General features: G+C 36.3%; 27 protein-coding genes and 1 rRNA gene (1 of these 28 cut by a window edge). 12 read left to right on the top strand and 16 right to left on the bottom strand.

What is annotated here, in order from left to right; genetic code table 11:
• Positions 1-560 (bottom strand): 16S ribosomal RNA (locus DJ93_RS15490) (it extends 992 nt beyond the left edge of the window).
• A 450-nt stretch (positions 561-1,010) separates the two neighbouring features.
• Between DJ93_RS15490 and DJ93_RS15485 the strand changes: the two genes are divergently transcribed.
• On the top strand, positions 1,011-1,367 hold the full coding sequence (locus DJ93_RS15485) for a YgzB family protein (RefSeq protein WP_042981767.1): 357 nt from the start codon (positions 1,011-1,013) through the stop codon (positions 1,365-1,367).
• Between the two features lie 198 nt (positions 1,368-1,565).
• Here the strand turns inward: DJ93_RS15485 and DJ93_RS15480 are convergent, their stop codons facing one another.
• The 7 genes from DJ93_RS15480 to DJ93_RS15450 form a co-directional block, all read right to left on the bottom strand.
• A complete protein-coding gene (locus tag DJ93_RS15480; RefSeq protein WP_042981766.1) occupies positions 1,566-1,985 on the bottom strand; it encodes a GNAT family N-acetyltransferase in 420 nt (139 codons plus the stop codon).
• A 191-nt stretch (positions 1,986-2,176) separates the two neighbouring features.
• The gene (perR, locus tag DJ93_RS15475) at positions 2,177-2,605 is read right to left on the bottom strand and encodes a peroxide-responsive transcriptional repressor PerR (RefSeq protein WP_181969224.1); all 429 of its coding nucleotides are present in this window, start codon (positions 2,603-2,605) and stop codon (positions 2,177-2,179) included.
• A 295-nt stretch (positions 2,606-2,900) separates the two neighbouring features.
• Positions 2,901-3,356 (bottom strand): thioredoxin-dependent thiol peroxidase, encoded by a 456-nt coding sequence (gene bcp, locus DJ93_RS15470; RefSeq protein WP_042981764.1) that lies wholly within the window; start codon positions 3,354-3,356, stop codon positions 2,901-2,903.
• Between the two features lie 44 nt (positions 3,357-3,400).
• Positions 3,401-3,805 (bottom strand): potassium channel family protein, encoded by a 405-nt coding sequence (locus DJ93_RS15465; RefSeq protein WP_042981763.1) that lies wholly within the window; start codon positions 3,803-3,805, stop codon positions 3,401-3,403.
• Between the two features lie 71 nt (positions 3,806-3,876).
• Complete coding sequence (locus DJ93_RS15460) at positions 3,877-4,662, bottom strand: ABC transporter permease (protein WP_042981762.1); 786 nt, start codon at positions 4,660-4,662, stop codon at positions 3,877-3,879.
• A 4-nt stretch (positions 4,663-4,666) separates the two neighbouring features.
• On the bottom strand, positions 4,667-5,458 hold the full coding sequence (locus DJ93_RS15455) for an ABC transporter permease (RefSeq protein WP_042981760.1): 792 nt from the start codon (positions 5,456-5,458) through the stop codon (positions 4,667-4,669).
• Positions 5,451-6,464: an ABC transporter ATP-binding protein gene (locus DJ93_RS15450; protein WP_042981759.1), complete on the bottom strand. Its 1,014-nt coding sequence runs from the start codon at positions 6,462-6,464 to the stop codon at positions 5,451-5,453. Before DJ93_RS15450 ends, DJ93_RS15455 begins: the two co-directional genes overlap by 8 nt.
• 127 nt (positions 6,465-6,591) lie before the next feature.
• Between DJ93_RS15450 and hemL the strand changes: the two genes are divergently transcribed.
• The 3 genes from hemL (at position 6,592) to DJ93_RS15435 (ending at position 13,957) form a co-directional block, all read left to right on the top strand.
• Positions 6,592-7,890: a glutamate-1-semialdehyde-2,1-aminomutase gene (gene hemL / locus DJ93_RS15445; RefSeq protein ID WP_042981758.1), complete on the top strand. Its 1,299-nt coding sequence runs from the start codon at positions 6,592-6,594 to the stop codon at positions 7,888-7,890.
• A 203-nt stretch (positions 7,891-8,093) separates the two neighbouring features.
• The gene (locus DJ93_RS15440; RefSeq protein ID WP_042981757.1) at positions 8,094-12,530 is read left to right on the top strand and encodes a glutamate synthase-related protein; all 4,437 of its coding nucleotides are present in this window, start codon (positions 8,094-8,096) and stop codon (positions 12,528-12,530) included.
• A gap of 338 nt (positions 12,531-12,868) precedes the next feature.
• Complete coding sequence (locus DJ93_RS15435; protein WP_042981756.1) at positions 12,869-13,957, top strand: aromatic acid exporter family protein; 1,089 nt, start codon at positions 12,869-12,871, stop codon at positions 13,955-13,957.
• A 13-nt stretch (positions 13,958-13,970) separates the two neighbouring features.
• Here the strand turns inward: DJ93_RS15435 and DJ93_RS15430 are convergent, their stop codons facing one another.
• The 4 genes from DJ93_RS15430 to DJ93_RS15415 all read right to left on the bottom strand — a co-directional run bounded on the left by DJ93_RS15430 (position 13,971) and on the right by DJ93_RS15415 (position 17,358).
• Positions 13,971-15,731 carry an ABC transporter ATP-binding protein gene (locus DJ93_RS15430; RefSeq protein ID WP_042981755.1) on the bottom strand — a complete coding sequence of 587 codons (1,761 nt, stop codon included), beginning with the start codon at positions 15,729-15,731 and terminating at the stop codon, positions 13,971-13,973.
• 54 nt (positions 15,732-15,785) lie between these two features.
• A complete protein-coding gene (gene ntdP, locus DJ93_RS15425) occupies positions 15,786-16,316 on the bottom strand; it encodes a nucleoside tri-diphosphate phosphatase (RefSeq protein WP_042981754.1) in 531 nt (176 codons plus the stop codon).
• A 299-nt stretch (positions 16,317-16,615) separates the two neighbouring features.
• Positions 16,616-16,870 (bottom strand): YgaB family protein, encoded by a 255-nt coding sequence (locus DJ93_RS15420; protein WP_042981752.1) that lies wholly within the window; start codon positions 16,868-16,870, stop codon positions 16,616-16,618.
• 194 nt (positions 16,871-17,064) lie between these two features.
• Positions 17,065-17,358 carry a gamma-type small acid-soluble spore protein gene (locus DJ93_RS15415; protein ID WP_117287910.1) on the bottom strand — a complete coding sequence of 98 codons (294 nt, stop codon included), beginning with the start codon at positions 17,356-17,358 and terminating at the stop codon, positions 17,065-17,067.
• A gap of 126 nt (positions 17,359-17,484) precedes the next feature.
• Between DJ93_RS15415 and DJ93_RS15410 the strand changes: the two genes are divergently transcribed.
• Positions 17,485-17,661, top strand: coding sequence for a hypothetical protein (locus DJ93_RS15410; RefSeq protein WP_374937173.1), 177 nt, complete (start codon positions 17,485-17,487; stop codon positions 17,659-17,661).
• Between the two features lie 70 nt (positions 17,662-17,731).
• Here the strand turns inward: DJ93_RS15410 and mutY are convergent, their stop codons facing one another.
• Positions 17,732-18,829, bottom strand: coding sequence for an A/G-specific adenine glycosylase (gene mutY, locus DJ93_RS15405; RefSeq protein ID WP_042981747.1), 1,098 nt, complete (start codon positions 18,827-18,829; stop codon positions 17,732-17,734).
• A 149-nt stretch (positions 18,830-18,978) separates the two neighbouring features.
• Here mutY and DJ93_RS15400 point away from each other — a divergent pair, with 149 nt between their 5' ends.
• Positions 18,979-19,959, top strand: coding sequence for a metal-dependent hydrolase (locus DJ93_RS15400; RefSeq protein WP_042981746.1), 981 nt, complete (start codon positions 18,979-18,981; stop codon positions 19,957-19,959).
• Between the two features lie 25 nt (positions 19,960-19,984).
• Here the strand turns inward: DJ93_RS15400 and DJ93_RS15395 are convergent, their stop codons facing one another.
• Positions 19,985-20,251, bottom strand: a complete 267-nt coding sequence (locus tag DJ93_RS15395; RefSeq protein WP_042981745.1) for a YfhJ family protein — start codon at positions 20,249-20,251, stop codon at positions 19,985-19,987.
• A 122-nt stretch (positions 20,252-20,373) separates the two neighbouring features.
• Between DJ93_RS15395 and DJ93_RS15390 the strand changes: the two genes are divergently transcribed.
• Together DJ93_RS15390 and DJ93_RS15385 are read left to right on the top strand one after the other, a co-directional pair.
• On the top strand, positions 20,374-20,532 hold the full coding sequence (locus DJ93_RS15390; protein WP_002010326.1) for a small, acid-soluble spore protein K: 159 nt from the start codon (positions 20,374-20,376) through the stop codon (positions 20,530-20,532).
• Between the two features lie 38 nt (positions 20,533-20,570).
• A complete protein-coding gene (locus DJ93_RS15385; RefSeq protein WP_002174744.1) occupies positions 20,571-20,723 on the top strand; it encodes a YpzG family protein in 153 nt (50 codons plus the stop codon).
• Between the two features lie 64 nt (positions 20,724-20,787).
• Here the strand turns inward: DJ93_RS15385 and DJ93_RS15380 are convergent, their stop codons facing one another.
• Entirely contained in the window at positions 20,788-21,105 is a 318-nt protein-coding gene (locus tag DJ93_RS15380; RefSeq protein WP_042981743.1) for a YfhH family protein, read from the bottom strand.
• A gap of 9 nt (positions 21,106-21,114) precedes the next feature.
• Entirely contained in the window at positions 21,115-21,927 is an 813-nt protein-coding gene (recX, locus tag DJ93_RS15375; protein ID WP_042981740.1) for a recombination regulator RecX, read from the bottom strand.
• 81 nt (positions 21,928-22,008) lie between these two features.
• On the opposite strand from recX, the gene DJ93_RS15370 reads away from it, so the two are divergent.
• From DJ93_RS15370 to DJ93_RS15355, 4 genes are all read left to right on the top strand, one after another.
• Positions 22,009-22,917 carry a TIGR01777 family oxidoreductase gene (locus tag DJ93_RS15370; protein ID WP_042981739.1) on the top strand — a complete coding sequence of 303 codons (909 nt, stop codon included), beginning with the start codon at positions 22,009-22,011 and terminating at the stop codon, positions 22,915-22,917.
• Positions 22,918-23,057: 140 nt separating this feature from the next.
• The gene (locus tag DJ93_RS15365) at positions 23,058-24,188 is read left to right on the top strand and encodes an amidohydrolase (protein ID WP_042981738.1); all 1,131 of its coding nucleotides are present in this window, start codon (positions 23,058-23,060) and stop codon (positions 24,186-24,188) included.
• Between the two features lie 241 nt (positions 24,189-24,429).
• Positions 24,430-24,987, top strand: coding sequence for a GNAT family N-acetyltransferase (locus DJ93_RS15360; protein ID WP_042981736.1), 558 nt, complete (start codon positions 24,430-24,432; stop codon positions 24,985-24,987).
• Positions 24,988-25,153: 166 nt separating this feature from the next.
• Complete coding sequence (locus DJ93_RS15355; RefSeq protein WP_042981735.1) at positions 25,154-25,273, top strand: YfhE family protein; 120 nt, start codon at positions 25,154-25,156, stop codon at positions 25,271-25,273.
• Positions 25,274-25,322: the final 49 nt, after the last annotated feature.

Raw genomic sequence — 25,322 nt, 5'->3', positions numbered from 1 at the left:
ACGCTTGCCACCTACGTATTACCGCGGCTGCTGGCACGTAGTTAGCCGTGGCTTTCTGGTTAGGTACCGTCAAGGTGCCAGCTTATTCAACTAGCACTTGTTCTTCCCTAACAACAGAGTTTTACGACCCGAAAGCCTTCATCACTCACGCGGCGTTGCTCCGTCAGACTTTCGTCCATTGCGGAAGATTCCCTACTGCTGCCTCCCGTAGGAGTCTGGGCCGTGTCTCAGTCCCAGTGTGGCCGATCACCCTCTCAGGTCGGCTACGCATCGTTGCCTTGGTGAGCCGTTACCTCACCAACTAGCTAATGCGACGCGGGTCCATCCATAAGTGACAGCCGAAGCCGCCTTTCAATTTCGCACCATGCAGTGCAAAATGTTATCCGGTATTAGCCCCGGTTTCCCGGAGTTATCCCAGTCTTATGGGCAGGTTACCCACGTGTTACTCACCCGTCCGCCGCTAACTTCATAAGAGCAAGCTCTTAATCCATTCGCTCGACTTGCATGTATTAGGCACGCCGCCAGCGTTCATCCTGAGCCAGGATCAAACTCTCCAATAAAGTTAGTTTGTCTAGCATCTAAAATAAAAATTGACGTTTCACGTTGTTTGTTTCGTTCAGTTTTCAAAGAACTTGTTTGCCGCTCAATTGCGACTTCCTTATGTTAACATCTTTGTTTTTTGATGTCAACTAAGTTTTTCATTTTATTTTTCATCATTTCTGCGTTTCCGCATCAGCGACGTTTATTAATATATCACGCAGTATACATAGGGTCAATACTTTTTATAAAAAATTTCACATCCCGTTAAAACCCTTCAATATCTAATAGAGAAAAACAATCCATCCCCTTTTACAGACATACATCTTCCACCTACTAAATCTCTTTCTTTATTGAATCTTAAAAAGAAAGCATTACTGATCGTTAATAATTGATAAATTTGATCATCGCCTTTCTTTTTATAAAAAATTCTAAATTGTGTGTTATATTATTCCTATAGGAGTGTGGTGGGAATGGGTATTAAATATTCGAACAAGATTAATAAAATTCGAACCTTTGCATTGAGCTTAGTATTTATCGGCCTCTTCATTGCATACTTAGGTGTCTTTTTCCGCGACAACATTATTATTATGACGACATTTATGATGGTTGGCTTTTTAGCTGTTATCGCTAGTACTGTCGTTTACTTTTGGATTGGTATGTTATCTACTAAGACTATACAAATTATTTGTCCAAGCTGCGATAAACCAACAAAAATGCTCGGTCGTGTCGACGCATGTATGCATTGCAATCAACCTTTAACACTTGATCGAAATCTAGAAGGAAAAGAATTTGATGAGAAATATAATAAGAAGAGCTATAAATTATAGGTATATAGGGGAAAGTGCGGGTTTACAACACTAAGGAATTTTCAACTCATTAAAAAAGTCGATTTCTCAACCAAGAAATCGACTTTTTTATTTGTTCTTATTAAATCTAAAGTTCCCGTTAGCTTAATAAGGAAAAAGGTTATTAGAAGAATGATGCCTTTCATATTGATTGCTGTCTTCTCCTAAAATTTATTATGTCTATTTTTTTGAAATTACAGTAAACATCCCCGTCATGTTGGGCGAGTAATCTTTAAAATCATATTTTTCATAGAATGATGTTTTACCTTGTGATGCAAACAAACCAATAAATGCTTTATCTGGTGCATTCCGATTTAAGTATTCAACCAAAGTATTCATTATTTCCTTTCCAATACCATTCTTTTGATAATCTGGATGCACCACTATATCTTGAATATAGAAATAGATAGCCCCATCGCCAACAATTCTCCCCATACCCACAATTCGATTATTATCATTAACTGTGATGCAGTAAATAGAATTTTGAAGTGATGTTTCCACCACTTCAAAATTCATATAATCAGTCCACCCCACAGAGTCACATAAATATTTGTATTCTTCCAATGTTGGAATGTTATTTTTAATCTCATATTTCTTCAAAATGTATCCTCCAAGACTTCATTTTCACCAATATAAAGTAAATTCGACACAGTTTTATCTAATCCTCTTACTAACTTAACCTGCCCGTTAGGTTTTCCGCTTAACCTTGTAAATCCATATCAGCCTGACGCTACCCTTATATAATAAAGAAAGAGGTCGACGTAGCCGTCGACCTCTTTCTTTATTATATATTACGCCTTATGACACTCTGGACAAACGCCATAAATTTCTAAGCGATGACTATTAATAACGAAGCCTGTCGTTTTTGAAGCTTCCTCTTCAAGCTTTTCCAAACCTTCATAAGGAAAGTCAACAATCTTACCACATTTTTCACAAATCACATGGTAATGCTGACTTGTAACATAATCAAATCTACTTGAAGCGTCTCCATAAGTTAATTCCTTTACAAGCCCAACTTCCTTAAATACACGTAAGTTATTATAAACAGTTGCAACACTCATATTAGGGAACTTACCTTCTAATGCTTTATAAATGTCATCCGCTGTTGGGTGCGTCATAGATTCCACAAGGTACTCTAAAATAGCATGACGCTGTGGAGTAATGCGTACACCCGTATTTTTCAGCATTTCTAGCGCTTCTTTTAATTCTTCTTTGACCACCGTCATGCACCCCGATTCTATACGGATTATTATTTTATAATTCTTATAAAGAGTGTACTCCTTTTCTTGTCAATCGTCAATATTTCTACTATAACTAAGTGTTTTATTTTTTATACAGCTTTATTCTTATGTATCTTTCTCAGCCCTTTATATAGAAAAAAGTGCGAAAGAATCGCACTTAAAGAGTATGTCATATGCCCTACATTTCACTTTATGTAAAATCACAGAAGATGTATAGACTCACGCCTTACACTTATTACATAATAAAGAAATTCCTTCCTCACTCTGTACATACTTATTTTATATAAGAAAGAACATCCTCAATATGGCCTTTCACTTTCACTTTACGCCATTCTTTTACAACTTTACCATCTTTATCAATAAGGAATGTAGAACGCTCAATTCCCATATACTCTTTTCCGAAGTTCTTCTTTAATTTCCAAACATCGTACTGCTCCGCTACCTTATGATCTTCATCTACTAAAAGTAAAAACGGAAGCTCATGCTTCTCGATAAATTTTATATGTCTGTTTACCGGATCTGGGCTTACACCAAAAATAACTGTATCCTTTTCTCTAAATAACCCATACGCATCACGGAAATCACATGCTTCTGTTGTACATCCCGGCGTCATATCTTTTGGATAAAAATATAACACTACATGTTTCCCTTGAAAATCAGATAAACGAACTTGTTCTCCGTTACTTCCTTCTAGTGTAAAATCCGGTGCCATTTCTCCTACTGTGATCATTATTATCACTCCTTTTCTTTCCTTTTACTATAACAAATGCTCTTTTATTTTTCATTGTCTATTACAGTCCGCACTACAAAAGCAAAGGGTAGCGTATATCCAATCAGCGCTTCTACAATCGCAATCCAGCGTCCTATTCCAATTGGAGTTATATCACCGTATCCAACCGACAATAATGTCACCGCGCTAAAATATAAGCATATTTCCACAAGTTGAAAAGAGTGGACTGTTAACCTTTCGTCATCCTCTCTTAAAACTGTAAATCCAATTTCCTCTAATACAACATAACTCAATCCGAATGCAATGAGTACTGTCGTATAAATAAGAAACAATGCAGTTAAATTATACAATGAAAAAAAACGCTTCGAATCTGAATATGAGCTCCATAATAATTGAATACTTCTTAAAATAGCAATCACTGCAATCAATAGGATAAGTCCCCATAACATGTCCTCCACCTCATTTAATATGTATGAGGACTACAAATGATTTATCCCAACGAATCAAACAAGCTTCTATATTAATTTCCTGCGCCACGATATCTTTTTACACCTTGGTTCCAAAGCGTAATTGCAATGGTAAAACAAATGATACCAACGACCGGTGTAGCAAATGCATAACTATTCCATTCCGTTTTTCTAAGAAAATATGCTGCTGGATATACCCCAACAAATGCAAACGGTAAAACAAACGTTAATATAAAGCGAATAACACGATTATAAATATCAACAGGATAACGTCCATAATTCCCTATGTTATACATAAGCGGCATAATAGAGCTTTTTGCATCCGACCAAAAGCCAAGACTGGCAAGCGTAACAAATATCCCGCCGTACACAAGTGCTCCTCCCGCTACCATAATTAGGAATAAGAAGAAATCATACCAGTAAAAAGATAATTGCAGCTCTACTGCTGCGTATCCCATCACAACGATTCCTGTAATAGCTCCAATTAAAGACTCAAGTTCCATTCTTTCTAATATTATTTGAAATAAACTGTGAATCGGTCTCGTTAATACACGGTCCATCTCTCCTTTAATAATATATCGATCATTAAAATCCCATATATTAAAGAAGGCAGAAAAAATGGCAAACGGGACTAAGAAAAAGCCATAAATAAAAATTACTTCTTCGCGGCTCCACCCTTTTAATGCTTGTGTATGTCCAAAAACGACAAGGATGAAAATTAAATTTACAGCTTGTAATAATAAATCTGATAGTAATCCAACGATAAAATCGCCACGGTACTCCAGTTTTGTTTTTATATATTGGCTTGCATATTGTAAAAATAGTTTTATATATAGCATCTAATCATCCCCCTTGTACAATTAGGCGTCTTCTCGCCGTTTTCCACATCAGCACAATTGGAATAATAAGTACTACTGCCCAAATCATCTGAAATAATAAAGCTTGATACAACTTACTTCCCTGTATACCTTCAGAGAAAATCATACTCGGAATATAACTAATTGCTTGAAACGGTAAAAACACCATCGCTTTTTGAGCCCATAAAGGATAAAAGCTAATCGGTAATAATAAACCTGAAAACAAATCAATCACGACACGTTTCGCATACATAATTCCACTATTATTAAATAAAAAGAATGTAAGCATTCCTGTCATTAAATTTATTTGTGTATTAATGATAAAACTGAATATTAACGATAGAAAGAAATATAACCACGTTTGAAAATTCGTTGTAATTTGTAATGAAAATAATAACGTAACGATAACCATACCCGGGATTGAAAAGAATGCAAAACGAAATATTCCTTCTCCAAGCCCTTGCATAACTTTCATACCTAAATAGTTATATGGACGAATTAATTCCACCGCTACACGACCCTCTTGAATTTCCATCGCAATTTCTCTATCGATATTATTAAAATAAAAAGCACGCGCCATCCATGCAATTGCAATATACGTAGTCATCTGTGAAATCGACAAACTTTCAATATTTTCTTTCCCGCTATAAATTGCTTGCCATAAAAAGTAATATGCACCAATATTAATTGTATAAATTAAGATTCCACTATAATAATTCGTACGATAAGCAAGCATCATTAAAAAGCGAATACGAATCATTTCAATATACTTACCCATGCATAATACCTTCTTCATAAATGTTACGAATAATTTCTTCTGTAGACACTTCATTAATTTTTAAATCTTTAATTTGAAAAGCTTGTACTACTTTTGAAATAAGCATAGAAATGATAACTTCTTCATTCGGTATTTTCGCAATCCATGTATGCTCTTCTTTCGCCTTTGACCAAACGACATGGTTATCTGGCATAACCATTGATAGTGCCTGATATGAAACAGGCGAAACGAATTGAAAATGTATTTCCTTCTCCGCTCCCCACTGAGAACGAAGATTATCTAGGGACCCATCATACATAATATTTCCTTCATCAAGCATAATGACACGCTCACATAACGCTTCAATATCAGTGATATCATGCGTTGTTAATAAAATTGTCGTCTTGTAACGTTCATTCATTTCTTTTAAAAATTCTCGTATTTTCAATTTCACAAGAACATCTAATCCAATAGTTGGCTCATCTAAAAATAATAATGGTGGATTATGAATTAACGCCGCTGCTAGTTCACAACGCATCCTTTGACCAAGAGATAGCTTTCGTACTGGCTTATCTAACAAAGGCCCGATATCTAACGTTTCAATGACGTGCTCCATATGCTCCTTATACTCCGCGTCTGATACACCGTACACTTTCTTTAATAAACGGAATGACTCTTGCACTGCAATATCCCACCAAAGCTGAGAGCGTTGACCAAACACAACACCAATTGTTCTTACAAATTCTTCTCTCTGCTTATGTGGATCCATTCCATTGACAAGAATTTGCCCAGACGTAGGCGTCAAAATCCCTGTCAGCATTTTAATTGTTGTTGATTTACCAGCTCCATTTTCGCCAATATAACCAACCATTTCACCTTGCTTTACAGTAAACGAAACATCATTTACTGCTGGTACTATTTTATAATTACGATTTAATAAATCGCGAAATGCACCCTTTAATCCCGGACGACTTGAATAGGCTGTAAATTCTTTACGTAATCCTTGTACCTCAATTACCGATTTCATAATCGGACCCCCTTCCTAAATGTCACAACGAATAGTTTACCCAACTGCCATCCCTATCACAAACAATACGTCTTTTCAAAAAACATGTTAGAATAATACATAGATTTTTGTAAGGAGATGAATTGTAGTGAAATTCACAAAATCAGAAGCATTACATAAAGAAGCATTAGAGCATATCGTTGGTGGTGTTAATAGCCCTTCTCGTTCTTTCAAAGGAGTTGGTGGCGGTTCTCCTGTTGCAATGGAGCGTGGAAAAGGTGCTTATTTTTGGGATGTAGATGGCAATAAATATATCGATTATTTAGCAGCATACGGCCCGATTATTACAGGTCATGCTCATCCACATGTAACAGAAGCTATTAAAACTGCTGCTGAAAATGGGGTACTATACGGAACTCCAACAGCTCTAGAAGTAAAATTTGCAAAAATGTTAAAAGAAGCAATGCCTGCTTTAGATAAAGTTCGTTTCGTAAACTCTGGTACAGAATCCGTTATGACAACAATCCGTGTAGCTCGTGCTTACACTGGCCGCACAAAAATTATGAAATTCGCTGGTTGCTACCACGGTCATTCAGATTTAGTACTTGTAGCAGCTGGTTCTGGTCCTTCTACTCTTGGAACTCCTGATTCCGCTGGAGTTCCACAAAGTATCGCACAAGAAGTTATTACCGTTCCATTTAATAATGTAGAAACATTAAAAGAAGCGTTAGACAAATGGGGACACGAGGTAGCAGCTATCCTGGTAGAACCAATCGTTGGAAACTTCGGTATTGTAGAACCTAAACCTGGATTCCTTGAAAAAGTAAATGAGCTTGTCCATGAAGCTGGTGCACTAGTAATTTACGATGAAGTTATTACTGCTTTCCGCTTTATGTACGGTGGTGCTCAAGACTTACTTGGCGTAACACCAGACTTAACAGCACTTGGTAAAGTTATCGGCGGCGGACTTCCAATCGGTGCTTACGGTGGTAAACAAGAAATCATGGAGCAAGTTGCACCGCTTGGACCTGCATATCAAGCTGGTACAATGGCAGGAAATCCAGCTTCTATGGCAGCTGGTATTGCGTGCTTAGAAGTACTTCGACAAGAAGGCGTATACGAGAAATTAGATGAGCTGGGGGCAATGCTTGAAAAAGGTATTTTAGAACAAGCTGCCGAGCATAACATCGACATTACAGTAAACCGTCTAAAAGGTGCATTAACTGTATACTTTACAACAAATACAATTGAAGATTATGATGCAGCTCAAAATACAGATGGTGAAATGTTCGGTAAGTTCTTCAAACTTATGCTCCAAGAAGGTATTAATTTAGCACCATCTAAATACGAAGCGTGGTTCTTAACGACAGAACATACAAAAGAAGATGTTGAATATACAATTGAGGCTGTTGGTAGAGCATTTGCTGCTTTAGCAAACTCCAAATAAGATAAATACAAAAAGGAAAAAAGTGAGCTCTCCTCTCTTTTTTCCTTTTTTCTATTTCATAAATCTCTCATTAATAGTATAATTATTCATAATTATCTGTTTTTACTTTTTCCATACCCTTTATTCGTTTCGTATGCAAGGTGATTTCCACCTTAAATAGTAAGATTTTTCAAAATAATATATCTCAGAGGGGGGATTGACGGATGCTCAATAAAACAAATACATGGACACCGTCTTTATTTCGAAACTATGAAAATGCAGAACATGATGCGTGTGGAATCGTTTCCGTTATGGAGAAACAAAAAATTCCTACAAAAGATAACATCGATCTTTGTATACAATCACTTGTCAAAATGAATCACCGAGCTGGCTTCATTAACGGCGAAGGAGACGGAATTGGTATTCATATCGATGTACCAAAAACACTTTGGAAAGAAAAACTAAAAAATAGCGGATATAATCCAGCGATCGTGGATCATCCCCACTTTGTCGTTGGACATTTTTTTCTAAACAAAAAAGAAAATGTTACCGATTTAAAAGATTATATGCGCACACAAGTACACAATGAAAACTTTACAATTATTTTCGAAAGTGATGATATGATAAATTCCGATGCACTCGGTCCTCTCGGCAAACAGGAAGAACCGTTATTTTGGCAAGTCGCTCTTATTGCAGAAGGCGAAAGTGTAAACCTTGATCAAACGTTATTTTCTTTAACAATAAAAATTGAAGAAAACGAAGCGATTCATGTTGCTTCATTAAGTCATGACCATGCTGTCTACAAAGTTCTTGGTGCCGGCGATACACTCGTTGCTTACTACAATGATCTACAACATCCACTTATCGCTTCAACTATGACACTTGGGCACAATCGTTATTCTACTAATACATTATCTAATTTTTTTCGCGTGCAACCATTTAGCATTCTCGGACATAATGGTGAAATCAACACGATTGCCAAATTGCGCGATCAAGCTGAAATGATTGATGTCCCGCTTACCGCTGGGGGCAGTGATTCTCAAGATTTAAATCGTACTTTAGAAACTCTTCTTGTCAAGTACAACTACAGCTTATTTGAAGCAATGGACGTATTATTCCCACCAATTATTAATGAGATAAAATTATACGAAACACATTTACAAGACTTATACACGTATATACGCGAAGCATGGGGCCATTTCGCACAAGGTCCTGCTGGAATTATTTCACGCTATAAAGACGAGGCTGTTTTTAGTGTTGATTCACTCGGTTTACGTCCAGTCTGGAAAGTAGAAACAAATCGTTCCTATATTTTTTCCTCTGAACCTGGTGTTATATCACCAACTGAATATGTAGCAGAGCCAAAACCGCTCGCTCCTGGAGAAAAAGTAGGTTTAAAGTGGAATAATCAAGATGAGCTAGTTCTCTATGAATACGATAAATACCAAGATGAAGTATATAACCGTTTAAAAAAGCGAATTGATTTTACAAATTATCATTTAAATTTATCTGTTCCAGAATCAAAAACAATCGAAGGATTATATGATTCAGTTCAAGTTGAAACAAAGCAATACGTTGCTTTCGGCTGGGATCGAGAACATATTCAACTCCTTGAGCAGATGGCAACAAAAGGCGTTGAACCAATTCGCTCACTCGGGCATGATTCACCACTCGCGGCACTCGACGCAGATAGACGAAACATTGCCGATTTCATTAAAGAAAGTGTAGCTGTTGTTACAAATCCAGCCATTGATCGCGATCGAGAAATCGAGCACTTCTCTACACGTACTGTACTCGGCGAACGTCCAAGTTTACTAGGTGACTCTAAGCAGCCGTTTGTAACTGAACTGCTTTCACCAATTATTTTAGAAGGAAGTTTAGCTCAATCTATTGCCAAAGATTTAGACACCATCACATATGAACAGCTTATACAGCAATTTATTACTCATAGCTCTGTCTCTACAATCTCTGCTACATTTAGCTCATCCGAAACTTTGCAAGATGCATTACATCGAATTAGTTCTGAAGCGATAGTAGCCGTTAAGAATGGTGTTTCTCTTCTATTATTAGATGATGCGAAAGCGCATCAAAATGAACATTTATGGATTGATCCACATTTAGTTATTTCTAAAGTACATCAAGCATTAACTAAAAGTAAATTACGCCGAAAATGTTCTCTCGTTATACGATCTGGTGCACTACGTTCCTTACACGATATTGTTACGTTATACGGATTAGGCGCAGATGTTATTAATCCGTACATATTGTTTGCAACTGTGAACGACGGAACGGTACCCCCAATTACTAACTTGTATAACGCATTAAATAAAGGATTAGAGAAAGTAATTTCAACGATTGGAATTCATGAGTTACGCGGTTATGGTCGTCTCTTCTCCTCTATTGGATTGCACGAAGATATCGCGGATATATTACAAATCACAAATTTCTTCGGTTCAACCCGCTTAGCATTTTCACTTACATCACTTGCTGAAGATGCAAAAGCAAGAGCGACTGATTATAGCAATCCAAAAGTTAGAATGCGGAAATCATTTCACACATTCCCGCGCATTTGGAAAGCAATTGGTGATGTTGCAAAAGGAAACTCTTACGATGATTATCGTGATAAATTAAGTGAATTAGAGGGAAATACCCCAATTGCAATTCGTCATCTTATTCAAGCAAAGCAAATGCGCCATGTAGTTCCAACTGAAGAAGTGTCTATCCGTATTCACAATCATGATTTACCATTCATCATTAGTTCGATGTCCTTTGGTTCTCAAAATGAAATTGCTTTCCGTGCTTATGCAGAAGCTGCAGATCGACTGAATATGATTAGTTTGAATGGTGAAGGTGGAGAGATTAAAGATATGATTGGCAAATACCCACATACACGAGGACAACAAATTGCCTCGGGTCGATTCGGAGTAAATGCCGAGCTACTAAATTCATCAAATTTAATTGAAATAAAAATCGGTCAAGGTGCAAAACCTGGCGAAGGTGGACATTTACCTGGCTCAAAAGTAACTGCAAAAATCGCTGAAGCACGTAACGCAACAATTGGTTCTGATCTAATCTCACCTTCTAATAACCATGATATTTATTCAATTGAAGACTTAGCACAAATGATTACTGAAATTAAAACGGCTAATCACCTTGCAAAAGTGGCCGTAAAAGTCCCTGTTGTCCCTAACATTGGGACAATTGCTGTCGGTATCGCTAAAGCTGGTGCTGATTTTATTAACATTAGCGGATTTGATGGTGGAACAGGAGCTGCACGTATTCACGCACTGCAACATGTAGGTCTTCCCGTAGAAATTGGAGTGAAAGCCGCTCACAATGCTCTCATAGAAGCAAACATGAGACATAAAGTGGAAATTTGGGCTGATGGTGGTATTCGTAGTGTGAATGATGCATTTAAAATAATGCTCCTCGGAGCAAATCGAATTGGGTTTGGTACACTATCGATGATTGCGATTGGCTGTACAACTTGTCGTGGTTGTCATTTAGATACATGTCATGTTGGAATCGCAACACAGATTGAATCAGAAGCTCAAGCAAAAGAGCACGGTCTTCGCCGCTTCGTTCCACGCCAATTTGAAAATGCAGTTTCAGGATTATTAAATTTATTCACTACATTCGGCGCAGAATTAAAACGTTTAACAGGTCAACTCGGTTATACAAATTTACAAGAAATCGTTGGACGCTCAGATTTACTAGAACAAACTCACGGTAAAGAGCTATTAGACTTACACAATTTATTACAAACTTTAGAAGGCTCACCCGTTACTATAACGGAATCTACAGAGCAGCAGCAATACAAAACAACTGACTCCTTCCACTCAAAAGAATTAGTCGGTGTCGGTGTAGAGCAAAGAGTGATGGGTGGCCTAGAATCATGTTATCGCGTCCGTAGTAAATTATATGAAAACAATCACCTTGAACCACTTACATTAAAGTATACAAACGGATCCGTCCCTGGAAATGGTTTGGGAGCTTACAATAGTGAAAATTTATTTATCCACGTAAATGGCGGTGCTCAAGATGGAATTGGAAAAACTTCATTTGGCGGCGGTATTTATATAACAAAAGCAAAAGGAAAAGATGGAACATACTATAACGGTTCTGTCGGAAAAGGATTTGGATACGGTGCTCAAAAAGGAGCATTATATGTACAGGGTAATGCTGATGCTCGCGCTGGTATCCGCCTCTCCGGAGCGGATATGATCATCGGAGGTAGACTTACAAAACCTCTCCGAGAAACGGAACACGGGAACATAGGATCATACTCTAATATAAAAGGATTCGCTTTTGAGTATATGACAAATGGCCGCGCTCTAGTTTTAGGTGATCCTGGCCCATGGATTTGCGCTGGTATGACTGGCGGTGTTGTTTATTTGCGCCATGATCCAAACTTAGGCTTAACAGAACAGGCTTTAAAAAGAAGACTTGCTAAAGGAGCAAATGTAACATTACAACCAATTAGTAAAAATGGAATGTTAGATGTTACAGAATTGTTATTAGACTATATTCGCGTATTGAATGAGCACGAACAATACGAAGAAGTCGCTTTATTAACACCTTTATTAGACAATATTCAGCTCCACTTTTTTGAAATCATTCCGAAAAAAGAACAGGCGGATCCATCTATTTCAACCGAATAATATAAGCACTCTTTATTTTCATAAAAAAATTGACGAAGCGAGCACCACATAGTAATCTATAATAACAATTTGAAACCTGCTGAAATTCAGCAGGTTTTTTCACTAAAAATAAGTGTCTAAAAGGACTGGTGCAGAGATTTGAATAATTCGAAGTGCACAAGTTAGCAAGAGACCCATTATAGTCTTCTACTACATGAATACTGTGCAAAGAAATTAGTCTTATTTCTTCACTAAACTTTTTTAACGCCACTAAAATAGCACTTGCTAACATATTGTAATGAATGTATAGTATCATGTTGTACATTCATTATGACAAGAGAAAGGATATTAATAAGGGTATGAAACTTGGTGCTCGCATTTTAAAAACGGGTATTGCCATTACATTAGCTTTATTTGCTTGTATGGTGCTCAAATTACCGAGTCCGGTATTTGCGGGGATTTCAGCAATTTTTGCTGTTCAACCGTCTGTATATCGCTCATATTTGACCGCACTTGAGCAAATCCAAGCAAACGTAATTGGTGCGGTATTCGCTATCGCATTCGCTTTTGCTTTTGGAAACAATCCTTTTATTATTGGATTAACTTGTATATTAGTTATTGCTCTAACACTACAATTACGTTTAGAAAACACAATATCAATCGCTTTAGTAACGGTCATCGCCATTATGGAGTATCAAGGAGCCGACTTCTTTGATTTCGCCCTACTTCGTTTTGCGACTATTATGACCGGAATTATTGCTGCTTCAATTGTAAACTTAGTATTTATGCCGCCAAAATATGAAACAAAACTATATCATCGCATCGTTGATAATACAGAAGAAATTGTAAAATGGATTCGTATGAACAGCAGGCAGGCTTCTGATTTTACAGCATTGAAAACAGATATTGATCGAATGAAAGAAAAAATGATTAAACTAAATCATTATTATTTGCTTTATAAAGAAGAACGAAGTTATACGAAAAAGATACAATTTGCAAAAATTCGTAAACTCGTTTTATTTAGACAAATGTTAGCGACAACGAGTCGCGCTTTAAGTACATTAAAATCATTACATCGTACTGAAAATGAACTACGATATATGCCTGAAGAATTTCAAGAATCGATTCAAAATGAACTCGATTCATTAACTCACTATCATGAACAAGTTTTATTAAAGTTTATCGGTAAAGCAAAAAAACAACAATCTGTTGAAATGCTCGATGAAGTTGAAACAGGTAAACAAGAGTTAATCGATATCTTTATGGAATATCAAAACAAAGACGATGAAGAATCGTACAAAATATGGTTACATCTCTTCCCTCTTATTTCTTCAATTATTAATTATAGTGAAGAGGTTGAGCATTTAGATTTACTTGTAGATAGCTTCTACACATACCATAAACCAGAAAAAGAACTACAAATTGATGAAAGAAAAGAAGATGAATAAAAAAACAGCTCCTTTATGCTAAAGGAGCTGTTTCTTTTATATGCTGAAGTTGATATAAATTATAATAAAATCCACGTTGTTTCATCAATTCCTCATGAGAACCCTGTTCTTTTATCTCACCTTCTTCAACATAAATAATGGTATCAACATGCGTAATCGTCGCTAATCGATGCGCAATAATAATTGTTGTTCGATCAGCAGCTAACATTTGAAGAGCTTCTTGAATATATCGTTCATTTTCTAAATCGAGCGCTGATGTTGCTTCATCGAGTATGAGCAAGGATGGATTCTTCAGAAAAACACGAGCAATTGCTACACGCTGCCTTTGTCCTCCAGATAATTTTACCCCTCGCTCTCCAACAACCGTCTCATAGCCATCTGGCAACGCTATAATGAAACTATGAATTTGCGCGGCCTTCGCGGCAGATATTACCTCTTCTTTTGTGGCATTCGGATTTCCGTAAAGAATATTGGCCTGAATCGTATCACTAAATAATAAATTATCCTGTAACACAATTCCAATATGACTACGTAAATTCCTCATATCATAATCTTTTACATTTACGCCATCTATATAAACAGCACCGTCTGAAACATCATAAAATCGCGGAATTAGACTAGCAAGAGACGACTTTCCTCCACCGCTTGCTCCAACAAGCGCAACCTTCTCACCTGGACGAATAGCTAATGAAAGATTAGATAATACATTTTTTTCATGCATATTATAGCGAAAAGAGACATCCTCAAATACAACTTCACCATTTAACTGTTTAGGTTGTACTGCATTAGGCACGTTCACAATATCATATTTTTCATCTAACAATTCAAAAACACGATCCATGGAGGCAAAAGACTGCGTTAATGTTGTAGACGAATTTACGAGACGTCGAAGTGGGCTATATAAACTATCCATATATCCAATAAAAGCTACCATAGTCCCGAGCGTTAATGATCCTTGAATTACTTCATATGCTGCAAATCCAATCACAAGTAAGGGCCCTAGATCCGTTAACGTATTCACAGCCGAAAATGTTCTTGCTGTCCAACTCGTATGAGTTAGTGCTTTCGTTAAAAATTGATTGTTCCTCTTTTCAAACTGCCCTTTTTCATATTCTTCTAACGCGAAGCTACGTGTGACTTGCATCCCTTGAATACGCTCATGTAAATAACCTTGCATTATTGCCAACGCTTGTGAGCGCTCCCTCGTCAATTTACGAAGCCGTCCGAAGAAATATTTCACTGCAACCGCATAAATTGGCAAAATTAACAATGCAACAAGCGTTAATTTTATATCCATAGAAAACATAACAATAATGGCAATAAAAATTGTAGCTGTATCAAGCCAAACATTCATAAGACCAGTAATAACAAAATCCTTCGTTTGTTCTACATCGTGTATCACACGCGAAATAATTTCACCCGTTTTTGTATTCGAATAATAACGTAAGCTTAATTTTTGCAAGTGCCCAAAAATATGCTTACGCAAATCATACAGAACTGTATTTGCAATACGCTGTGCAAAATATTGACGATAATATTCCACAGGCGGTCTTAGTACTGCAAAAATAAAAAAAGCAATTCCAATCGCTGTTATTAATTGTGATGTTTTCTCTTGAAGCGTCCCCACACCTTGAATCACATCATCGATAATATACTTTAATAACCACGGCATAATGAGCGGAATTCCAAACTTAACCAGCCCAATAATAATTGTAATTACAATTAACCATCGATATGGTTTTACGAATTGCAAATATCTTTTTATCCCTTGCACATAATCCCCCCTCTAATAGGACAAACCTGCCGGGAAATTCCCTGCAGGTTTGTTCTAATCTCTGTGCATTAAATATCTCTCATACCACATATCTACAAAATCTGGCGCAAACGGACCCTTTCTTTGATGAATCCACTGCGTTAAATGCTCTACATTTCTTTTTAAAATCGTATCAATTACAGGTGGATACTTCATAATTTGACTATGTTTTTCATACTCATCTTCATCTAAAAGGGTATATGTCATATCCGGATATACTTTAATATCCAAATCATAATCAATATACTTTAATGCTTCAGAATCATATGCGAATGGAGAACTTAAATTACAATAGTAATATACGCCCTCTTCTCTTAACATCCCAATAACATTAAACCAGTAATTTGAATGAAAGTAACAAATCGCAGGTTCACGAGTAATCCACGTCCGACCATCTGATTCGGTAACTACCGTACGATCATTAGCTCCGATTACAAGACTCTGTGTCCCTTTTAAAATTGTCGTCTCTTCCCACATTCTATGAATGGAGCCATTATGTTTATAACTATGTATTTGTACTTTTTCTCCTTCTTTGGGAAATCCCATATATGCTCCCTTCTTTCAATCGCAAATGTCTTTCTTACATTGTCCAAGTTAGTACCTGAACTGCATTCACTTTTTTTCTATTATAACTTTTTTGTCAAAATTTTAAAACTAAAGCGATAGAGCACTACTTTCTTCATGGAGATAAATTTCTTTATAGTGCAAGTAAAATGAAGTTTTATCTAGTGGAGACTTCTTTATTTTCACTGAAGATTACAATGAGGATATAGCGAAATGGAAAAGTCCTTCTTTAAAAATTAAGGAAGGACTTTTTACCTACAGTATTAAAATACGTCTCATCCTTAATTAGAAATTATTTTTTCCGTTTCAAAAGAGTGAATGACATCATTTGTTTGCTTTTCAAACTTTTTATGCAAGAGCTGCAATGCTAATTCTGTTTTGTGTATTTCTTGACGAATAAAATGCAACTCCTTTTTATTACAAACATCTCTTTCACTCATTTCAATTTGCTGATACTTTTCTAAGTGCGCTTGTAATTTTAACAGCTCATCCATCGTTTCCAACTGCTCTCCAACCAACTTATCAAAAGCGTTCATTACTAGCCCCCTTTTTAATACATTCACAAGTTACAACTTCTACTACATATTTTCTAACCTTTCGTTTCTTTCTCCTTTGACTACATTTGTTGACTTATTAGAAGTTATGTCGGTCATTATATGTACATTACAAAGATCATCCTTTTCCACACAAAGAAAACACTTCTCTTGAACCGAGAAGTGTTTTTCCTTCATTACTGATTTGAGCTAGAAGATTGTGATTTGTTTGCAGCTGACTGTGCATTTTGTTTTTTCACAGCTTGCACATCTGTTTCAGTTGCAAATTCTGTACCGTAACTAGCATTTGCACTTTGAGCACCAGAAGCTTGTGCTTTCTTTGCCTCTGATTGTGCGTTTTGCTTTTGCACTGCTTGTACATTCGTTTCAGTTGCAAATTCTGTACCGTAGCTAGCATTTGTACTTTGAATGCTAGCACCAGAAGTTGCCTTATTATATTGTTGTTTTTTGTTCATCTTTCTCACCTCCACAATCAATAATGTAACCAATCCATTCAAAAACTATCCGCAATTTCATTTTTTAATTTACGCATATATCTTTCATCACTCATTCAAACTACATATGATGGAGGTGGGAACGTGTACATCGGACGCGATATGACAGAACTAACTATGATTTCAAAAGATGAATGGAAAGAAGATGAGTTAGCTTATTTTCATCATTCATTTCAACAAATTATGCCTTACTTAAATGTAGAGGGCCAAACAATTTATAAAGAAATTGTGAAAGAAATTGAGTCACGGGGTGGATTACAAAAAGGTGAAACTAACTGAACTCATGGTACGAAAATATCTTACGATTAAAAAAACGTGTTTCCAAGCTTGGGAACACGTTTTTTATAAATTATTGAATAGTAATTTTTTCAACACACTCTTCATAAATTGTACGATGTGACTTTGAGAAAGGCAATCGTTCAAATGCTTCTTTCGATACAACTTTTAATATATCTGTTTCTACAATATTCCCTGTTACCTTTCCATAAAATACAAATATATCCCATGTGCGGTGCGTAAATGTATGTTGCACATTCAGCGCATGCTCATCAATTGAAACAGAAAGAGAAAAATTTTCCTTCATATAATCTGTAAGCTGTTGTTTTTGATTACGAATCCCTTCACCAAGTTCGATATTTGGGAATTCCCACATATTCGCAAGTAATCCTGTACTAGGCCGTTTATTAATTACATAACGGCCATCCTCCGTTTGAAGTACCCCTGCAACAAGTGGTACCATTTTAGGAGCTTTCGCCTTACTCTTGACCGGCAACTCTTTTTGTACACCTTCTGCATATCCTCGGCAATGCTCACGGACAGGACAAAGTAAGCACGATGGATTCTTCGGAATACAAATGAGTGCTCCTAATTCCATTAATCCTTGATTAAAATATGATGGATTTTCTTTTGAAATGATTTCACGTACAATTTCTTCAAAAACTTTTCGAGTCTTTGGCTTGGCAATATCATCCCACACTGATAAAATACGGGATAATACACGCATAACATTTCCATCAACTGCTGGTTCTGGTATACCGTATGCAATACTTAAAATAGCACCTTTTGTATATGGACCTACGCCTTTTAATTTTTCAATTTTTTTCACATCACTTGGTACTTTACCACCATATACTTCTTTTACCTCTTTTACTGCAGCATGTAAATTTCTTGCTCTAGAATAATATCCTAAACCTTCCCATGCTTTTAACACTTCTTCATCATCGGCATTTGCTAAAGCTTCAAGCGTCGGGAACTTTCCCATGAAATTTGCGTAATATGGTTTTACAGCTTCTACCCTTGTTTGCTGTAACATAATTTCTGAAACCCAAACACGATATGGATCTTTATTTTTTCGCCATGGTAAATCGCGTTGTTCTTTTTCAAACCAACCAATTAAATCATCTTGAAACTGCTCTATGTTAAATGTATCTAATATTTCAAGTGTCAAACTTGATCCCCCTCATTTTTTTGCATATACGTACTATTATAAAGATTTTAGGAAAAAATTTAAGTAAGATGATATAGGAAATAGAAGGCAAATGACTTGAGCTATCGAATAAAAAGAGTTACATTAATAAAAAACGGAGGTGTGTTTTCATGGACACAGCCACTCACCTTGTTATGGGCGTCACATTAGGTGGTTTAGCAACATTAGATCCAGCCATAGCTCAAAGTGATGTTGGACCACAAGCAGTTATGCTTGCAACGATTGCTGGTTCTAATATCCCTGATATTGATACCGTGCTAAAATTGCGTAACAACGCAAAATATATAAGAAATCATCGCGGGATTACCCATTCCATTCCTGCAGTTATTCTTTGGTCTTTCCTTATAAGTGGAATTTCTTTTATCTTCTTTACTGAAGCTCCTTACCTTCATCTACTACTTTGGTCATTTATTGCCGTCTTTCTTCACGTATTTGTTGATATTTTTAATGCTTATGGTACACAGGCACTAAGACCCTTTACGAAGAAATGGGTAGCGCTTGGCATAATCAATACATTCGATACTGTCATTTTCTTTATCCATATACTTGCTATCGCCTGTATGCTTGTTGGAGCACATAAAGGATATACCGCTTTAGCAGCATATATATTAATGCTCGTTTACTACATCGGCCGCATTATGATGCATCGTAATATCCAAAGTGTAGTACACAAACGGTTCAAAAATGTCGAGAGGGTGATTATTTCTCCTTCTTATCGATTTTATCATTATCATTTAGCAATCGTTACAACTGAGCACTATTATGTCGCTAGATGGCATCGAGGTAATATTATGGTATACGATAAATTCGATCGTGTACCGTTCCCAGACAACGCTATTATGCGAGCTGCTAAGCGAGATGAAAACATCTCTGCCTTTTTATCTTTCTCACCTGTATATCGCTGGGATATTTTTGATTACGACCACTATTATGAAGTTCGCTTCATTGATTTACGTTACCGTAGTAAAGATTACTATCCATTTGTTGCAATTGTCCAACTCGATCAAAATTTAAATATTATTAGCTCCTATACAGGCTGGATTTTCAGTGAAGAAAAACTTCGAAAAAAACTGGAATTGCTCCCACATTAAGAAAAGCGACCCTTGGTCGCTTTTCTTAATGTTTTAAGTGATCCTCTTGATTAATTAAATGGCTATACTTCGGATTACTTGTACGAAGTTCATGAAGACGTTCACCATGATTTTTAATCCATGTTCGTACTACTTGTTCAGTCATTTCTTCACCTTGATAACGACCAGATTTAGCGTAAGTTGCTTGAAAATCCTCCCATAACAACTCAACCCAAGCACGAGCTTGTGCATAAGAAAGCTTGTCATTTTTCTCTAATAATTCTTTCGTTAATGTTTCATAAATATCATTCATGTTATATTCTCCTTTTATTTATTTCTCCCCTAAATTTCTAAAGGATATTTTCTTCTATTTTGCACATTCTATAAGTGATACTTCTTAAAAGAGTATCAACTTATAATGAGGGGGCGTTCTTTATGGGTAGACAAGCCGAATTTTGGTCTGAATCAAAAAACAACAGCAAAATTGATGGTCAACCGAAAGCAAAATCTCGTTTTGCTTCCAAAAGACCTAACGGCACGATTAACACGCACCCACAGGAACGTATGCGTGCTGCAAATCAGCAAGAAGAGTAGTACAAAACTAAATTAACTTCCTACACGAGGTGATAAAGATGAGCTACCGTGATCATTTAGATAGTCGTTCTGAATTATTTAACCATACGTGGACACGTCCGAAACATGCAAAGGCGCAAGTTAACGGACAAACGCAACAAACCCAGTCTCTCATTATATTGGCAAATGAATGTAAAAAACGTCAATTTTAGAATCTCCTATCTCCTTTAACGCCTACCAAAGATGAAAACCAGAGAGATATTTACTCTCTGGTTTTTATTTTTCTTGTAATAAAGAAATTGGAATACCAATTTCTTCACTATCATTTTGCTTATGTCCCCAAGCAAATACTCCGTTGAAGTACGTAATTTTAAATAATACACCAGGTTCTTCTACTAATTCGTATGTCTCACCAGCATGGAATTTATTTATATCTGTCATGTATGCACGAGCCATAGCCATCTTTCTCATTAATACATCAAATTCATTTACAATTCCAAGTTGCTCCGCTTTTACTGATTGTTCCTTTAACATCCCAATCTCTTCTCGAAGCTCATGCGGTGTCATTTCACTGTAACGTTTTGGCATATTCATTCTATTCCCTCATCCCTCTTCACGTTTCATTCGTAGAAAGACCTCTATTTCATCAATAGAAAATCCCTTTCGGTACAACGCTTGTTTCATCTTATTTTCAAACGTCCATCCATCATATTTCTTGTATTTCTCATAATATTTATCTCCATGATAGTGTAACGCTTCTTGTTGCTGAGAATCATCTTTTTCATCTTTCAATTCTTCCAAACAAATTTGAATTACATCTCGAGGATAACCTTTACGAACAAGCATTTCTTCTAACTTTTGTTTCATTTGTAAAAAAGAATGCTTTTGATAGGATTTTTTCTTTTTCTCCACAAGAGTAAAAGCATTTTCAATTTGCTTTTCTTTTGGATACTCTTGTAAACTATGTGTAATAATAATTTCTTGAACACCTTTACTTAATAGTTCCCTTCTAATAACAGTTGGGCCCTTTTGATTCACATTACTTTGCGTTCGTACATACGAAATTGCGTACTCTTTATCATTAATATAGCGATCATGTAATAATTTAGAAACCACTTCAGAGATGATGGCTTGTCCCACTTCTTTTTTTCGTAAAAAATCTTCTACTTCTTGCTTCGTCCTCATTTGATAGGATAAATAGGAAATTGCTTGCAAGTATGCTTTTTGTACTTCTTCATTGTACAAAATATTTCCTAACGCTACTTCATCAATTTCTAACCCTTTTTGCAATCCATGTTTAATTAAGACTACTTGATTCACACTAAAACCGTATTCTTCACCTTGACCTTTATCAATATAAATATTAAATCGTTCTTTCGTTCGTTTTTGTACTTCTATTTTTGTAATGACAGCCATATTTTCACCTCTCTATTATTTTAACATAGTTACGGAACATTTTTATTTTTCATGAATATATATAATAAGGAGGAAATTCTTTTGAAAATCGCAATTTCTGGGGGCACTGGTTTTATCGGTAAACGACTAGCTAACTTTTTAAGCCAAAAAGGAAATACAGTTTATATTCTTACTCGGAAAAAGATAGCTGATCCTCAAAACTCCAATATTCAATACGTGCAATGGTCAGTTGATTTACACACATTCCCTCTCTCTTCTATTGATGTAGTTATTAATCTAGCTGGAGAATCTATTAATAATGGCAGATGGACGCAGAAACAAAAGGAAGCCATTTTAAACAGTCGTATTAAAACAACAAAAGGACTCATTAAACAATTACAAAAGCTACAAACGAAACCACATACATTTATTAATGCGAGCGCCATCGGATACTACGGGACATCTGAAACGAAGATTTTTACAGAACAGCAAGAAGATCCTGGGGATGACTTTTTAGCACAGACAGTGTATTTGTGGGAGAAAGAAGCCACTCAAGCTCGTCACCTTGGAATAAGAACCATTTATATACGGTTTGGTGTCGTGTTAGGTGCAAATGGCGGTGCTCTTCCAAAAATGTTACTCCCCTATCGATTATATGTCGGTGGTACAATCGGTTCCGGAAATCAATGGTTATCGTGGATTCACTTAGACGATGCGGTTCGTATGATTGATTTCGCTATACACAAAGAAGAAATAGAAGGAGCTCTTAATATTACAGCACCAACACCAATAAAAATGAAAGAATTCGGAGCGACACTCTCGAATATAACAGGGCGACCTCATTGGTTACCTGTCCCTTCATTTGTACTCCACGCTTTACTTGGGGAAATGAGCATGCTCGTATTAGAAGGCCAACATGTATTACCTAATAAAGCTATAGAACACGGTTATCAGTACTCGTTTCCAACATTAAACCATGCATTACAAAATATACTCTCGCATACAATGTAGTACTTCTAAAATACAGCTTTATGAATAGTTTATCTCCTAATTCCCTAACTTTCAAAATGGAGCATTACTACACGATAAACCTTTCAAGTTGTTTTGTCTCACCCTCATACACACTACAAGGCAACAGAAACGAGGTACCTATGAAAACATTGCTCAAGCAAGCCATTGTATATCCTATTACATCGCCAAAATTCCAAGGAGATGTACTGGTTACAGGAGAGCGAATCACTGAGGTCAAACCTTATATCGAGCCTACTCAAGATATGACTGTTATCGACGCGAGAGCTCTTTATCTTTTACCCGGATTTATCGATGTGCATACTCACCTTGGTCTCTACGATGAAGGTACTGGTTGGGCTGGTAATGACGCAAATGAGACATCTGAAGTTTCAACACCGCACATTCGATCTTTAGATGGTATTCATCCCTTTGATGTAGCATTTCAAGATGCTGTACAAAATGGGGTTACAACCGTTCATGTTATGCCTGGAAGTCAAAATATTATCGGCGGTACAACATGTGTAATTAAAACAGCCGGAACTTGCATAGATCATATGATTATCCAAGAGCCTGCTGGTTTAAAAATTGCCTTTGGAGAAAATCCTAAAAAGGTTCATAGCAATGGAACGAAAGAATCGATAACACGTATGGGGATTATGGGTTTACTTCGAGAATCCTTCTATGAAGCACAACATTACGGACATGAAGCTGATTTCCGAATGCTGCCTATCTTAAAAGCGCTGCGTCGTGAAATACCTGTACGTATTCACGCTCATCGCGCGGATGATATTAGTTCTGCTCTACGCTTTGCTAAAGAATTTAATCTTGACTTGCGTCTTGAACATTGCACAGAAGGACACTTCATTGTAAACGAACTCGCTAAACACAATGTAAAGGTTTCAGTTGGCCCCACTCTCACAAGACGTTCGAAAATCGAATTAAAAAACAAAACATGGGATACTTATCACATTTTATCGAAAAATGGTATAGAAGCTTCTATTACAACCGACCACCCTTATACACCAATTCAATACTTAAATGTTTGTGCAGCCATTGCTGTTCGAGAAGGATTAGATGAAAAAACAGCTCTAGAAGGTATTACTATTTTACCAGCTCGCAATTTACGTTTAGAGGATAGAATTGGAAGCATTGAGGTTGGAAAAGACGCTGATCTCGTGTTATGGACTCATCATCCTTTCCATTATTTAGCCAAGCCTGTACTCACCATGATTGACGGAAAAATAATTTACAAAAAAAATAAAAAAAACTAGTTTATTTTTTTGACTAGATAAAGTATTATACGATTATAAACTGAATGAAACCATAATCAATTTGTGTCGTGATCGTTCTTTTCAAATTGATGAATGGGGAAGGCAAATGGTGCGCCACCAGCGTTATAAACTGGTTCTAGTGGGTTCGATTCCCACCCCGAAATTTTTTAAAGATTGATATAAAAATTTCGAGGGTGGGGTGTTTTTTCGTCATGCTACCCTCGTGTGAGGAGGAGTTAGTATGCTAAAAAAACGCGACTTACACGACAGCCACGTTCTATACGATTTAATGGTGGATCCAGCTGTCTTCCCTTTTGTGCGTCAAAAGGCTTATTCTTATGAAGAATATTTATTTTTAACAAAACAAACAATTGAAGCTGAAGAGCGTGGAGAATTAATCTCACGCACAATTTTAGATGAATGGGGTAACCCTATCGGCACTATTACTTTATTTGATGTGCAAGAAAAAGCTGGCTTTCTTGGTACGTGGCTTGGTAAACCGTATCATGGTAAAGGATATAATAAATTAGCGAAAGATGCGTTTTTCAGTGAACTATTCTATGAATTAGATATTGAAACTATTTTTATGCGCATTCGCAAAATAAATATCCGTTCTATTAAAGCTGCAGAAAAACTGCAATATGTAAACCTAGCAAATGAGACAAGAAAATCTGTTTATGATGAAATTAATGCACATGAAGAAGTATATAATTTATATGAGATTCCAAAAGACCAATATACACTTGCTACAATGCGTGATACTACATTCCAAGATGCACACCATTTAAAAGAGGCATAATATAAAGTTTTTATAATAGTCTTTTTTCGCATATTCAAGCAAAATAATCCTATGAAAATTTCATTTACATGTACGATAATAAAGAACGCTACTAGCATTGGCATGTATATCACCTCGTATCATTGGAAACGATAGATAGTGACTTTATGACACGAGGTGAATTGTAATGGATAAAAAGAAACGTGAGAAAACAAAAAACACATTATCTAGTACACAAGAAGTTCTCTATCAACGAGAATTTCGAAAAGCAGATCGTGCAGCGGGTTATCGCTCAAAAGGGATATAAGCCCCCTTATCTATTAGGCGTTTACAAGAAATTAAGTATTACTATCCAC

Source organism: Bacillus clarus, assembly GCF_000746925.1.
GTDB lineage: Bacteria > Bacillota > Bacilli > Bacillales > Bacillaceae_G > Bacillus_A > Bacillus_A clarus.
Note: the sequence above shows the minus strand (reverse complement) of the source record. Positions and strands in the feature narration are given on the sequence as shown.